Consider the following 13,265-nt stretch of genomic DNA (forward strand, 5'->3'; position numbering starts at 1 on the left):
TTACTTAAAGAGTAGAATTAATCACTTCTTGATATTCATCAAGCTGAGACTTAGTAATTGAGAACACACCCAAACCGCCATTTTTAAACTCTATCCAGTTAAATGGAACTGTTGGCAATAACTCAACTAAATGAATCATGGAGTTTCCAACTTCAACAATTAAAACGCCTTGTTCGGTAAGATATTGTGACGCTTCTTTTAGGATGATTCGCGTCAAATCTAGCCCATCTGGGCCACTACCTAAACCGATTTCTGGTTCATGATGAAACTCTTCCGGCATATCGCCAATGTCTTCTGCATCCACATACGGTGGATTTGAAACAATTAGATCATATCGCTGACCGCCTAAACCGGAGAAAACATCAGACAATAAAGGGACGACTCTATCCGATACGCCTAAGCGATGAATATTTTCATCTGCGATAGCAAGTGCATCAGGACTAATATCAGCAGCATCCACATAGGCTTCTTCAAAAGCATATGCACAAGCCACTGCAATACAACCGGAGCCTGTACATAAATCTAAGATTGAATTTGGCGTAAAATCGATAACCGATTTAAATTGTTCTTTAATAAGCTCACCGATCGGCGAGCGAGGTACCAGTACGTTTTCATCAACATAAAAAGGTAAGTCGACAAAATAGGCTTGATTGGTTAAATAGGCCGCCGGCTTTTTAGATTCAATTCGAGCAACAATGACATCAATAATGCGCTTTCTTTCGCTTATTGTTAGTCGTGATGATAATACCTCACTGTTTAGCATTGGGCCGATGTTTAACCCCCACGCCAACAGAGAAAAGGCTTCATCCCAAGGGTTATCTGTACCATGACCGTAATAGACATCCGACTCGTTAAATCGACTGACCGCCCAGCGTAAAATATCGTTTGCTGTTAAAAGTTCTTCTATCGCTTCTTGAGCCAGTAGAGACAACGTTGGTTGTTCAGACATTTAATTAAACCTAATAAGTAGTAGTCGTTAAGATTTCTGTATTTTACAATAGACGGCCAAGGCTGCGCCATTAGGAAATGAGTTTCATGTCAAAAAAATCAACTTTTCAATCTTTACTAGAGCAAACGGACAATAAGGCCGACGATACTGAGTTCGATTTTGCTTCAGAAATGAAAGGAATTAAGCCAATTAAACAAGATAAACTTCATTTCCGTCACAATACCAATAAGCGTGCGCAAGATAAACCGTCAAATCACAGTGATATCGATAAATTTGCTTTGAGCGATCAAGCGAAGTCTGCACAACGGTTTGAGTTTTCCGATGAATACGAGCCATTTATTGATGAATCTCAAACGTTGAGTTTTGTCCGTGAAGGGTTTCCTAGCTATTTAACTAAAGTATTGAGACGTGGCGATGTGGTCCCGGAATTGATTCTTGATTTGCATGGCTATACCAAACTACAAGCTCAAAAAGACATCTCAGATCTAGTATTAGATTGCATCAAACAACATATACCTTGTGCGTGCATTGTACATGGTGTGAGCGGTGGCGTTTTAAAAAGAAAAGTGCCGCACTATTTAATGCAACACCCAGATATATTAGCCTTTCATCAAGCGCCACTAGAGTGGGGCGGACAAGGCGCTATCGTACTTATTATAAATTTAGGCGAGGAGCTAACGCACTTATTAGGCCGAGACTTATAATCGGTAACAATGCGTTGAAATTAACGTGTGTTATTATTCCATTTGTTCCGGCGAGATAATAGTCTCAAGCTGCCCGTTCCACTTGTTTATATCTAATTTCAACTTCGCCACAGCGGCTGTTGCCATAATAGGGGTGCTTCCTGAAAGTTCACCAATCAAATAGCTAACAAGAGGCATATGCGAAACACACAGTATATGTTGGTCTTGTTTGTTAATTTTTTGCGCATAGGCAAAAATTTCATCAGCCGCAGCAGTCGGAATACTTGAAGGAATAAAGGATGATGAGGTCACTTCGTCTGAAGCTTCACATTCAGTTAAGATGATATTTTTTGTTTCTTGAGCACGCACATAAGGACTGCAAAGCACCAAATCGAAGATACTTGTTTGGCTTTTTAACCAGTTGCCCGTTTTTTTTGCTTCTATCTTACCGATTTCGGTTAGCACCCGAGTTTCATCGTTTACTTGGATAGATTCAGCCTCTCCATGTCGAACCACATAAAGAAAAATTGACATAACACATCTCAATAAAAATCAGTTCAGAGCGAACTTAACAAACTAGGTACATAGACTACGACAGTTTCGTAAAAATTAACAATTTTATCCTTTTATTTTGTTAACTTAATTTAAATAAGTTCGATTTTTGTTAAAAACAAGCTAGGATAAATAAACGGATATTTATTGTATTTGCGCAAGGACATCAAGCATTTATTACAACAAGGCTATTAATGAAAAAAAGTCCAAACGACAACAGGAATTATCAGTCTGTTACATTAAGTAACGGCATTAGGCTTGTATATGTTGAGGATAAAGCATGTAATAAGAGCGCATGTTCATTAGTGGTTAATACGGGTAGTTTTGATGACCCAACAGACCGCCCAGGCTTTGCCCACTTTATTGAACACCTTCTTTTTAATGGCAACAAAAAATACCCGACTCCTAACTCTCTACCAGATTTTGTTGCTAAACATGGTGGTCATATAAACGCTTGGACCGCGACTGAGCATAGTAGCTTCCACTTTGACGTTAACCATGAAAGCTTTGCCTCAGCTTTGGACCAGTTTGCAAATTTATTCATTTCACCTTTATTCACTGACGAGGCGATAAAACGAGAGCAAGAGGCAATTCACGCCGAATACAAACTTAAATTACGAGATGATAGTCGTCGCATACAGCAGGTGCACAAAGAAACATGCAACCCTAAGCATCCATTTCATAAGTTTGCAGTGGGTAATCGGCAAACCCTATCTGACTTACCTCAACGCCCTGTCAAAGACGAAATATTAACGTTTTGGAAAAATAATTATCAGGCCCAGTTTATGACGGTCGCCATTGTTGCTCAGAGTTTTGAATGGTTCGATTTAGCACAGCAACTTTTATCGGAAATTAGTTCGAAAAATCCACTACAATCGAAACCGGTAATAACCCAACCACTTTATTCGAAAAAAGACTTAGGCCGTTTTATCTGTATTCGCCCAGTTAAAGAACTGCACAAACTAAATTTAACCTTTGCGTTGCCGTCCATAGATCATTTATACCAACATAAAATGGTGAGTTTTATTGCTCATATCATTGGGCATGAGGGCAGTGGTTCACTATACGAAAGCCTGAAGCGTCAGGGATTAATTAATGGTTTGTCGGCTGGAAATGGAATTTCTGGTCAGAACTTTAAAGACTTTAATATCTCGGTCGAATTAACCGAGTTAGGCGAAAGTCGTTTAGACTTAATAATGACCCAACTATTTAGCTTTATTAATTACATGAAAGCTAATTTGCCGCCAGAGTATCTCTATATTGAGCAACAAAAAATGGCTCAAATAGGCTTTGATTACCAAGAAGCAACAAAAGCAATCAAGCTTTCTAATCAAATTGCATTGAATATGCATCATTACCCTGAAGAAGATTTCTTATATGGCGACTTTCGCATGGACGGTTTTGAGCTAGGCCATTGGAATCAAATCTTTAACTTCTTTGAACCTGACAATATTCGAATTACTTTAGCAAGTCAGAACATTTCGCCCGATAAAGAAGCGCATTGGTATCATACGCCCTACTCCGAACAAGAGATTGATAAAAGCGTTATTAACGAGCTCAAAGCCCTTTGTCCAAATGACGGGACGTTTGCATACCCGAGTCCTAATCCATATCTAGAACACGACATCCAAATTGAGCAAAAAGACTTTCACTCAACTATACCTATTAGTTTAAATGAAGAGCTCGGTTGGCAATGCTGGTTTAAGCAAGATTTACGTTTCATGGTTCCTAAGGGCAACATATATATAGGTCTTGATCTACCCCGAGGCGTTTCATCTAATAAAAATCAAGCTCTGATGCGTTTATTTTGCGAACTTTTCATGGACGAAATGGCAGATGTGCATTATCAATCGGAAATGGCTGGGCTACATTACAATTTATACGCCCATACCTCCGGAATTACTTTGTATACCTCAGGTCTTAGCGCAAACCAATCTAGTTTAATCAATAAACTGGTATCGAGTCTTCCTACCATTTCGCCAACAAGAAGTCGATTTGAAGAAGTTAAACGCCAACTTGTTAAGCACTGGCGCAATTCAGAATCTAATAAACCTATTAGCCAATTGTTCAGTTTACTGAACGCTCACCTGTTACCGACCACCGCAACATCACAACAGTTGGCACAAGAGCTGGAGCATATATCCGTTGAAGAGTATAACGAGTTTGCTACTACGTTATTCAGTGAGGTTTATGCTGAAATTTTGATCTATGGTAACTGGACAACATCACAAGCCACTGCAATCAATGAAGATGTAAAACATTTATTTGAAAACAGTACTCGAGTCGACGAGTTGCCTAAGCAATTTCGCTTACTTGAAGATAATGGCATTTTAGAATTAAGCAAAAAAATAGAGCATCAAGACTCAGCGTCTCTACTCTACTTGCAAGGGCTTCATACAGAATCTATTACTAACAATGAAATAGAAAAAGCGTACTTTATCTTAGCAAGTCAAATTCTCGCCCCTTACACATTTAATTTATTAAGAACAGAAAAACAACTAGGTTATATGGTGGGCGGTGGCTACATGCCTATTTCTAATATCCCAGGCTTAGCGGTTTATGTGCAATCTCATGACTACAGCAGCGAAAGATTAACGTCAGAATTACATGACTGTTTACTAAATTTTATTGGTGAAATTGAGTCGTTGTCACTTGAAGACTTCGAACGCCATAAGTCAGCAGTCATTATGCAATACAAAGAAAAACCAACTAATCTTGCACAGCAGAGCCAGCAACTTTGGGTGGCAATTAGCAATAAAGACTATCAGTTCAACCAAAAAGACAAAATCGTAAATGAGCTTTTAGGGCTGACTAAGCAACATATGATTAGTTGGTACTCTGCGTTATTTTCACCTTTGCTTAACAAAGGAATATTGGTGAATAGCAAGTAGCTAAATATTTACTAATTGCTTTGACACTTCTATTTTCATTGGTTATCTTGGCAATGCATTCCAATTGTAGTATTTAAGATTTTTTGTGTGCCTAAAAAATAAAAATAATAATAACGTTTTATCGTTTATTCCTTTGCTGTTTGTTAGTAATTATTCTCTGGCGACTCAAGCAAATAATGAAAGTGTTGCAAGCTCAAGTTTTGCAGGTTTGTCTATGCTTGTACCTTTGCTTTTTTGTCTTTGTATAATACTAGCCTTCATCTCTTTTTACGGCATTATGCGTTTTAAGCGATATCAAAAAGCAATGCTGCATAGCGATCAACGTTTAAACTTTTCCTTATGGGCCAGCGGCGACGAAATGTGGGATTGGCACATCAATGAAGGTAAATTATTCAGAACAAACTCTCGCGGCACCTACCCTCTCTCAAAAGTAAACCCAAACGTATTTCCACCAAACAAGCAATATATCCACCCAAGCGATATAGAGCGTGTACGAATAAAACTTGCTAATCATATTAACGGCAGCACAGACTCTTTTGAGTGTGTATATCGGTTACGAGACAAAGAGGGATGGCGCTGGGTTTTAGATAAAGGTCGCATTGTAATTCGAAGCGAACGTGGTAAACCACTCAGAATGACAGGTATCTTTAAAGATATTCAACAGTTAAAAACGGCTGAATCTGAATTAGAAATTTTTGCCAAAAGTATTGAAAACATATCCGAAGGCGTCATTATTTTTGACCCTTTATTAAATGTTGTTCATGTTAATCCAGGTTACACAAAAATCACTGGCTACAGTTCTAACGAAGTGCTTGGCGACAAAATTAGACTTACTAGCCTTTCTTCGTCAGTAATAAACGACATAAAAACAGAAGTTGACCGAACTGGTAATTGGCGTGGTGATATTACCGGTCAGAACAAAGATGGCTCAATGTTTTTGGCATACATCACGGCAAACTGTATTAGAGATAATGAAGGCACTATAACGAATTATGTTGCCATCGTATCTGACACAACAAGACGAAAGACCGCGGAGGCGAAACTTCTTAAACTAGCAAGTACCGACTCCTTAACCAAGCTCCCAAATAGAAACGTATTCTTCTCTAACCTCCAAACCTGTGTTGACAAAAAAAATCCAACAGCTGTACTTGTTTTTGACTTAGATGATTTTAAGAAGATTAATGACTCTTTAGGGCATCAGCTCGGTGATACATTATTGATAGAAATAGCTAAAAGAATGAAACCTCTTACAAATAACTTGAATACTCTTTACCGCTTAGGTGGCGACGAGTTTGCATTAGTTATGGAAAAGACCAACGATGTTTCATCAGTAACAACAGCAGCAAAACAAATACTGAAAAAGTTATCTACACCTTTTAGAATCGACAAACATGAATTTGTTGTCGCCGGTAGTATAGGTATCGTGTTGTATCCAGATGACGGTAAGCAACCTGAAACACTGCTAAGAAATGCCGACACGGCTATGTACCACGCTAAAGACGGCGGTAATCGCTATTTGTTTTTTAGTGACGAAATGAATAAAAAAGCGGTCAAACGACTTCAAGTCGAAAACTTAATTCGCTTAGGATTAAAAGAAGATTATTTTCAAGTCTACTACCAGCCAAAAATGAGTTTTGCTAATGGTGGTTTAATGGGTATGGAAGCCTTAGTTCGATTTATAACTCCTAAAAATGGCGTAGTAAGTCCGGGTACTTTTATTCCTATTGCTGAGGAAACTGGCCAAATTGTAGAGATTGGAGATCTTGTATTACGAAAGGCATGCATCGACATGAAGCGCTGGTTAGATGAAGGCATTGTTGAAGGTCGTGTTGCGGTAAACCTTTCAGCTCGCCAGTTTAACTTGCCGGATTTAATGCAACGAATTGATCGTATTCTTTTTGAGACAGGCCTTAGCCCTCATAACCTGGAACTTGAAATTACCGAGGGCACAGTTATGAATAATGCCAAGCATGCTATCGAAACAATGTATCAAATAAGAGACCGAGGCATACATTTAGCTATGGATGACTTTGGAACTGGATACTCAAGCCTATCTTATTTAAGAAAATTCCCATTAAACACACTAAAAATTGATAAAGCTTTTGTTGATGATGCAGGCTCTGATATAGGCAAAGCAATGATTGATACGATTGTAACGATCGCCCGAAACCTTGGCCTTTCTACCGTTGCAGAAGGCGTAGAAACTGCGGAGCAAAAAGAGTTCATGACATTAATGGAGTGTGACGTTTTACAAGGATATTTATACTCAAAGCCATTATCGGCCTTAGAGTTCAGTCAATTTGCGATGATGGATAAAATGAGTAGCGCTAAACTGCCTTATGAAGAGACAGCTTAGCCTTTAATATTTCTTTAAGGTTGCCGTTTACTAAGCTTTTAAGAATACAATTGTGGAGCCGGTTTGTTTACGTAGCATCATTTGCTTTTTTACATTAAGCATCGGCCACACTATTGGCCCGAGTAATAGCCCAGAAAAAAACCAACGTTTTTTACCTAAGCCATTTTTCATTGCTTCCACTGATAATAAACAAGCCGACAACAACAAAACTATCAGAACAACAAAAAACAACATAAATCACCTCTACTGCAAATGTAAGGGCGCATATTGTACAGCAATCTGTGTGTTTTTCGAGCTATTTGTTCTATTTAAATACAACGTTCTTTGTTGTTCTTCGGTAAACTCTTGATTCAGGCTCAGTCCATACGCCATTCTTTAAGTATGATGTCGACACAGTCATTGTGTCTTTTTCAAGCTTAGATGTTGATTTCACTTGTGAAATACCTGAACTCATCGCACTTTCACCACTAACATTTTCGTAAGCGACAAAAGTATTCTCAGAAATAAACTCCATCCATCCCGAAGTAAAAAAGTCAGCCGTTGTAAAATAATAAAATTCAAGTTTTTGGCTTTTATTATTCCAATAGACCATCGACTCGCCACCGTAAGCGCCATTGTTAATAGAGTGAGTGGTTCTTAATGCTTTTCCCTTTAATACCTTCTCAAATAACGTCACATCCGTTACTGGTGGTTTATCTGCTGATCCTCCAAAGGTCGACGTCCAGCCCCCTAAGTAGTTTTCAAACTTTGCTAAGTTTGAATCAAAAGGCAAGGTGTTCGCGTTTACGACTTTTGTTTCTTCAGTATTCAAATTAGCGTTTGCGGCTATCGAATAACTACTAAGTGCAGTCAATGCGATAGTAAAGGTGGTTGATATAAATATTTTCATATTAGTCTCGATTGTTTACTTGCTAATAATTGTTCAATTAGCGATTATGAAACTCACTGGCGACAGCAAGCATATTTACGTTGCCATCAGACATTAGAGATGGTCAAAATTATATGTTTAGATTTACACAGACATTAAAGTATTTTCAACTAATTATATTACTCACTTTAATGTTGCCCAATATTAGTTTGGCTTCATCAACTGAAATTACACTCAAGAATACATTTCCTAATAATACAAATAGAGTTTTAGATGTCGTTGTCGGTCTGGCTAAGCCTCCATATGTGATCCCTAAAGGCGATAAAGGGTATGAGTTGGAGCTTATTAGCGCTGTACTTGAAGCTATGGAAATCTCACCTCGATATATATACGTGCCATTAGGGCGCAGTGTTAGTTTATTAGATCAAGGGATGGGCGAAGCCTTATTAACGATCAATAAGTTTATTGTGCCAAATGACGAAATTAGGACGGTTCCATATATTACTTATAAAAATGTTGCCATCTCTCTAAAAAATAAAGCATTAAAAGTAAATAGCATTGCGGATCTCGATGAGAAAAAGGTGGCTGCATTTCAATATGCCCACAAATATTTAGGTTACGAATTTTCTCAAATTGCCTCCAAGAATCAAAGTTACATTGAAGTACCGAATCAATTTCAACAAGTTCAATTATTACTCGAAGGACGCGTGGATATTGTAGTAATGGACATCAATATTTTTAATCATATATATCGAACATTAGCAGAAAAAGAAACGACTGATGAACTAAGCATTCATCCTATATTTCCAGATAGTCCCTATTCCATGGCTTTTAAGGATCCGAATCTAGTAGAAACATTCAATTCTGCTTTTAAAAAATACTCTCTAACAAAAGAATATCGGTCACTCAAAGACAGGTATGAAATTTATAATTAGCCGGTTTTTATGTCAAAAAAAAAGAGCCTTTTTAGGCTCTTTCTCAATTGTTTACTGTCTATTTTAGAAGAAACTTTGTTGATGCACGCGAACAAAAAGGGGTGTTCCAGCTTTTGAATAATCAACTTTGTATTCTTTACCATTTAAACACTGAATGAACAGTAGTGTTTTAGGCTCACCGAACACGTCTGGGCTTGATATGTTAACTACTTCTACATAGGCATCTTTAGCTTCACGTCGATTACGAGGCACATCACCTGAATACTCAATTACGCCATTTTGAGTAACTTTAACTACTGGGTTTTCAAGATCATTAACCAGTAACAAGTCTAGTTTTCTAACTTTATGGATGATGGTATTTCGTCCACTTCTTATATACGGAGCATCTGTCATAATGGTGTTCTACCAAAAAATTCAAAGAAAATATTTCTACCTCAACCTTAGCCTTTTGCAATAAAATGATCAAGGTTGTCTGTAGTTTAGATGCACATTTGTTAACTTTTTAGCCGACATTAGCCTATTTAGGACTACATCGATTTCATCATGAAAAGCGTTCCCGGAAATAAACACATGATAACCAAGATACTGGCTTAGCAATTCGCTACGATTTGCGTACATAGCGACTAAGCCCTCAAACTTATTGCCAGCCTTATCAGCCCACTCAATTTGATCTACAAATGATTCAAAACTACAGCCACCTTTACCGCAGTTTTCTTTAACAATTAAAGTTTGCAGCTCTCGTTGTTCTAACAATACCCTACTTGCCATTCTAAGTGGGATAGATTCGTAGTGTTGAACCGAATGCTTTAACTTTATACCGATATAATTAAGTTCCTTCTGCGACAAAAAGTCATAAGTTGTGGGGATACCAATCCTTTGGATATTATTCCAAGGAAAAAACACCGAACCGTACTTGTGACTATATTTAATACCTTCTTCAGTTAATGACAGCGTATTCTCAGGCTCTTGAGAAAAAATATAGCCAATAAAAAATGCAATAATACAAACAGCGTAGACAATTAATAACACTGTACTATTAAACACATCAAGTAAGGCAAATGCTATAGTGAAAACAGCAGCAACTGCAAAAGCAATTAATCTCATAATATAAAGATGAGACGATACTTTTGATGGGATATTGATTGGAAACATGAGGTTTCCCAACTAAAACGGCTTAAATATAAAATAAATTAACAAACAGATGCCCCCCCAGAGGAGAATTGCACGTATTGTATTACAGTATGGACAATCTGACTTAAAGATCATTAATAACTCCAATTTAGGACCTATAAAGTATATGGCAAAAACAAAGATAGCAACATTTGGTGGCGGTTGTTTTTGGTGCATTGAAGCTGCACTAAACCAAGTGCGAGGCGTAATTAGGGCTACATCCGGCTTTTCCGGTGGACATCGTGTCAACCCAACGTACCAACAAGTAATAACCGGTGTAAGCGGTCATGCGGAGGTTGTGCAAGTGGAATATAACAGCGATTTATTAAGTTTTGAGCAGCTATTAAACATGTTTTTCCAGCTACACGACCCTACCACATTAAACAGACAAGGTAATGACAAGGGCCCACAGTACCGTTCAATTATTCTGTATCATGATTCAGAGCAGCTTAAAACGGCCGAACATATGATACAGACGCTTACGGAAGATAAAATATGGGATGATGCGATTGTTACTGAATTAAAGAAATATGAAGCGTTTTATGCAGCAGAGGATTATCACCAAGGTTATGCTTTAAAAAACCCTGATCAACCATACTGTGCGATTTTAATAGGCCCCAAGCTAGCTCGATTCAAAACCAAGTATGCAGATTGGTTAAAATAGACATTCGGAGGGTATGAATCAGCACGGAAGTAGCAATGCTGATGGGAGACATACCCTCCTAGAACCGAAGTCCTGTAATAAATATACTTGTTTCAATTTTAGAAATCCTTTGAAAAATCTAGTGAATAACCAGCCCAACTTTTGTTACCTTTTTGGGCACAAATGAATCAACAAAAAGACTAAATTAAATCCATAACCTATTGTTTATGATAAACATAAAAGTCATCGCTTATTTTTAAAGCGAAATCATAAAACAATCATTACATTTGACTTTCAATACTTAAAAGCAGGAACTGACCGCCGGTCATATTAAAACATATAATTAAACTGCCAGTTTTTATTCGTTTTAGCTGTCATTTTGTTACAATCCATTCACCTAACCAAACGTGTTGATTTATGAAAAGTATTGAACTTCCTTTTAAAATATTATTTTTCTTATTTTTATTCATTTCAACGTATTATTTTCTAGTACCATTAGAGAATGTTGGGCCTGGTATCCCACATTTTGATAAGGTCGCTCATTTTGGAGTGTTTTTTGTCCTTTCTGGCTTACTTACCTTTGGCTTTAAACCAACTAATAAAACAGTTTACATACTTGCGTTTTGTTACGGCCTTGCGGTGGAGCTAACTCAAGGGTTGTTAGCCTATAGAAGCGCATCAGTTCCAGACTTAGTTGCCGATATGTTAGGTGTTATTGCATTTGTATATTTACAGCCAAAAATACAGCAAATTCTCATAATGAGAAATGATGATTGAGTTTCCTATTCACATTGTCGGTAGTGGCGCTGTTGGAAGCTTGATTACCGCAAAAGCAATACAGCAAAACATAGAGGCGATTCAAATAGTAAGGCACTCATCTCTTACTAACAGCGTCGTTGTTTTAGATAATGAAAGCATAGCGTTGACGAATAAAACGCTAATAAGTCATGTTTCACAAATTGAGTTCTTAGTTGTACCAGTAAAAGCGTTTGACGTAGAGCCGGTTTTGACCAGCATAAAACCACTATTAAAATACGGTGCACAAGTAGTTATCACCCACAATGGACTTGGCACCTTAGAGCTAAGTAAGCGTTTAATAGGCGATATTGCCGATATTTACTTTTGTACAACAAGTACAGGCGCCTACACTGATGGCAACACAGTCATTCAAGCTGGCAAAGGTCAGTCCCAATGGAGCCTTATTTCTCTTTGTCCTTATAAAACAAAAACTAGAGCAATAGTAAATCAAATCGTGAATGCTCTTTTTTATGATGCTTCGTACGTCGAAAACCTAAATCTTGTGCTTTGGAACAAGCTCGCTGTTAACTCGGTCATAAACCCAATTACAGCGATAGAAAATATCAATAACGGCGATGTCTTAAAATCGCAATACAATGAACTCATAGACAATGTGTTGTTCGAACTGTTTATGGTTGCAAATAAAAGTGGAATATCACTATCACTTCAGCAGCTAAAGGAAAATGTTATAAATGTTGCGACTAATACAAAAAACAACTCGTCATCCATGAGGCAAGACATATTAGCGCACAGAAAAACAGAAATTGACTTCATTAATGGTTATATTGTGGAGCTTGCGAAACAATACGAGATTGACGTTCCTACGAATAGCTACTTAGTGGAAAAAGTAAAAGAGTTGGTTTTACTTTAGATCAGTAGAGTAATAAACTGCTTATGTTAAGAACTGTTAATAGAGATGTCTGTGGAACAACAAATTCAATCAATTATCGATAAAGCAAAAATAAACTGCGCAGAAGAAGGCGTAAAACTCACGACCAAGCGCGAGAATATTTTAATCTCTATTATCAAAGCCGGTGAGGCAGTATCAGCTTATGAATTAGCTGACATTTACCGAGACGAATTTAAACAAACTATCCCCGCTATGTCTGTTTATCGAATTTTAGACTTTTTGGTTGAACTGTCTTTGGTGCACAAGCTGACATCTGCAAACAAATATATTGCGTGTTCACATATCTCTTGCTCACACAACCATGAAATACCGCAATTTTTGATTTGTGAAGAGTGTCAATCAGTGACAGAAATTGGCGTGATCAATAATGTTATTGATGAACTTAGGGCGAGTGTCGAAAAAACAGGATTTAAGCTGACTACACAGCAATTAGAGTTGCAAGGAATATGCTCAGATTGTAATGCAAAATAAAGCGCCAATTGGCGCTTTTTTACAATATGTAAACCACGT

The 13,265-nt window shown here is 37.5% G+C and carries 14 protein-coding genes; 8 read left to right on the plus strand and 6 right to left on the minus strand.

Annotated elements, in window-relative coordinates; translation table 11 throughout:
• Positions 1-4: 4 nt before the first annotated feature.
• Entirely contained in the window at positions 5-949 is a 945-nt protein-coding gene (gene prmB, locus ACZ1GV_RS09105; RefSeq protein ID WP_210562055.1) for a 50S ribosomal protein L3 N(5)-glutamine methyltransferase, read from the minus strand.
• A gap of 86 nt (positions 950-1,035) precedes the next feature.
• On the opposite strand from prmB, the gene smrB reads away from it, so the two are divergent.
• Positions 1,036-1,653 carry an endonuclease SmrB gene (gene smrB, locus ACZ1GV_RS09110; RefSeq protein ID WP_210562054.1) on the plus strand — a complete coding sequence of 206 codons (618 nt, stop codon included), beginning with the start codon at positions 1,036-1,038 and terminating at the stop codon, positions 1,651-1,653.
• A 33-nt stretch (positions 1,654-1,686) separates the two neighbouring features.
• Here smrB and sixA read toward each other — a convergent pair whose 3' ends face one another.
• A complete protein-coding gene (sixA, locus tag ACZ1GV_RS09115; RefSeq protein ID WP_472673885.1) occupies positions 1,687-2,166 on the minus strand; it encodes a phosphohistidine phosphatase SixA in 480 nt (159 codons plus the stop codon).
• Positions 2,167-2,378: 212 nt separating this feature from the next.
• On the opposite strand from sixA, the gene ACZ1GV_RS09120 reads away from it, so the two are divergent.
• Both ACZ1GV_RS09120 and ACZ1GV_RS09125 read left to right on the plus strand, forming a co-directional pair.
• Positions 2,379-5,075, plus strand: coding sequence for an insulinase family protein (locus tag ACZ1GV_RS09120; RefSeq protein WP_472673886.1), 2,697 nt, complete (start codon positions 2,379-2,381; stop codon positions 5,073-5,075).
• 85 nt (positions 5,076-5,160) lie between these two features.
• On the plus strand, positions 5,161-7,431 hold the full coding sequence (locus ACZ1GV_RS09125; protein ID WP_472673887.1) for a sensor domain-containing protein: 2,271 nt from the start codon (positions 5,161-5,163) through the stop codon (positions 7,429-7,431).
• Between the two features lie 30 nt (positions 7,432-7,461).
• Here the strand turns inward: ACZ1GV_RS09125 and ACZ1GV_RS09130 are convergent, their stop codons facing one another.
• Complete coding sequence (locus tag ACZ1GV_RS09130) at positions 7,462-7,665, minus strand: hypothetical protein (protein ID WP_472673888.1); 204 nt, start codon at positions 7,663-7,665, stop codon at positions 7,462-7,464.
• A gap of 70 nt (positions 7,666-7,735) precedes the next feature.
• Positions 7,736-8,320 (minus strand): hypothetical protein, encoded by a 585-nt coding sequence (locus ACZ1GV_RS09135; protein ID WP_472673889.1) that lies wholly within the window; start codon positions 8,318-8,320, stop codon positions 7,736-7,738.
• A gap of 113 nt (positions 8,321-8,433) precedes the next feature.
• Between ACZ1GV_RS09135 and ACZ1GV_RS09140 the strand changes: the two genes are divergently transcribed.
• Entirely contained in the window at positions 8,434-9,234 is an 801-nt protein-coding gene (locus ACZ1GV_RS09140; RefSeq protein ID WP_472673890.1) for a substrate-binding periplasmic protein, read from the plus strand.
• Between the two features lie 63 nt (positions 9,235-9,297).
• On the opposite strand, the gene ACZ1GV_RS09145 is transcribed toward ACZ1GV_RS09140, so the two are convergent.
• Together ACZ1GV_RS09145 and ACZ1GV_RS09150 are read right to left on the minus strand one after the other, a co-directional pair.
• Complete coding sequence (locus ACZ1GV_RS09145) at positions 9,298-9,627, minus strand: hypothetical protein (protein ID WP_210562048.1); 330 nt, start codon at positions 9,625-9,627, stop codon at positions 9,298-9,300.
• A 69-nt stretch (positions 9,628-9,696) separates the two neighbouring features.
• Complete coding sequence (locus ACZ1GV_RS09150; protein WP_472673891.1) at positions 9,697-10,386, minus strand: DUF2982 domain-containing protein; 690 nt, start codon at positions 10,384-10,386, stop codon at positions 9,697-9,699.
• A gap of 145 nt (positions 10,387-10,531) precedes the next feature.
• Here ACZ1GV_RS09150 and msrA point away from each other — a divergent pair, with 145 nt between their 5' ends.
• The 4 genes from msrA (at position 10,532) to ACZ1GV_RS09170 (ending at position 13,226) form a co-directional block, all read left to right on the plus strand.
• Positions 10,532-11,068 (plus strand): peptide-methionine (S)-S-oxide reductase MsrA, encoded by a 537-nt coding sequence (gene msrA, locus ACZ1GV_RS09155; protein WP_472673892.1) that lies wholly within the window; start codon positions 10,532-10,534, stop codon positions 11,066-11,068.
• A 396-nt stretch (positions 11,069-11,464) separates the two neighbouring features.
• Positions 11,465-11,824 carry a VanZ family protein gene (locus tag ACZ1GV_RS09160; protein WP_472673893.1) on the plus strand — a complete coding sequence of 120 codons (360 nt, stop codon included), beginning with the start codon at positions 11,465-11,467 and terminating at the stop codon, positions 11,822-11,824.
• Positions 11,817-12,716 carry a ketopantoate reductase family protein gene (locus tag ACZ1GV_RS09165; RefSeq protein ID WP_472673894.1) on the plus strand — a complete coding sequence of 300 codons (900 nt, stop codon included), beginning with the start codon at positions 11,817-11,819 and terminating at the stop codon, positions 12,714-12,716. The genes ACZ1GV_RS09160 and ACZ1GV_RS09165 overlap by 8 nt, the downstream gene beginning before the upstream one ends.
• A gap of 51 nt (positions 12,717-12,767) precedes the next feature.
• Positions 12,768-13,226: a Fur family transcriptional regulator gene (locus ACZ1GV_RS09170; protein ID WP_472673895.1), complete on the plus strand. Its 459-nt coding sequence runs from the start codon at positions 12,768-12,770 to the stop codon at positions 13,224-13,226.
• The last annotated feature ends 39 nt before the right edge of the window (positions 13,227-13,265 follow it).

Source organism: Psychrosphaera sp. HA2-10 (assembly GCF_055693745.1).

Excerpts from the sequence above, each read along its gene's own strand:
- prmB (WP_210562055.1), bottom strand. The coding sequence starts at position 949 with ATGTCTGAACAACCAACGTTGTCTCTACTGGCTCAAGAAGCGATAGAA.
- smrB (WP_210562054.1), top strand. The coding sequence starts at position 1,036 with ATGTCAAAAAAATCAACTTTTCAATCTTTACTAGAGCAAACGGACAAT.
- sixA (WP_472673885.1), bottom strand. The coding sequence starts at position 2,166 with ATGTCAATTTTTCTTTATGTGGTTCGACATGGAGAGGCTGAATCTATC.
- ACZ1GV_RS09120 (WP_472673886.1), top strand. The coding sequence starts at position 2,379 with ATGAAAAAAAGTCCAAACGACAACAGGAATTATCAGTCTGTTACATTA.
- ACZ1GV_RS09130 (WP_472673888.1), bottom strand. The coding sequence starts at position 7,665 with ATGTTGTTTTTTGTTGTTCTGATAGTTTTGTTGTTGTCGGCTTGTTTA.
- ACZ1GV_RS09135 (WP_472673889.1), bottom strand. The coding sequence starts at position 8,320 with ATGAAAATATTTATATCAACCACCTTTACTATCGCATTGACTGCACTT.
- ACZ1GV_RS09140 (WP_472673890.1), top strand. The coding sequence starts at position 8,434 with ATGTTTAGATTTACACAGACATTAAAGTATTTTCAACTAATTATATTA.
- ACZ1GV_RS09145 (WP_210562048.1), bottom strand. The coding sequence starts at position 9,627 with ATGACAGATGCTCCGTATATAAGAAGTGGACGAAATACCATCATCCAT.
- ACZ1GV_RS09150 (WP_472673891.1), bottom strand. The coding sequence starts at position 10,386 with ATGTTTCCAATCAATATCCCATCAAAAGTATCGTCTCATCTTTATATT.
- msrA (WP_472673892.1), top strand. The coding sequence starts at position 10,532 with ATGGCAAAAACAAAGATAGCAACATTTGGTGGCGGTTGTTTTTGGTGC.
- ACZ1GV_RS09160 (WP_472673893.1), top strand. The coding sequence starts at position 11,465 with ATGAAAAGTATTGAACTTCCTTTTAAAATATTATTTTTCTTATTTTTA.
- ACZ1GV_RS09165 (WP_472673894.1), top strand. The coding sequence starts at position 11,817 with ATGATTGAGTTTCCTATTCACATTGTCGGTAGTGGCGCTGTTGGAAGC.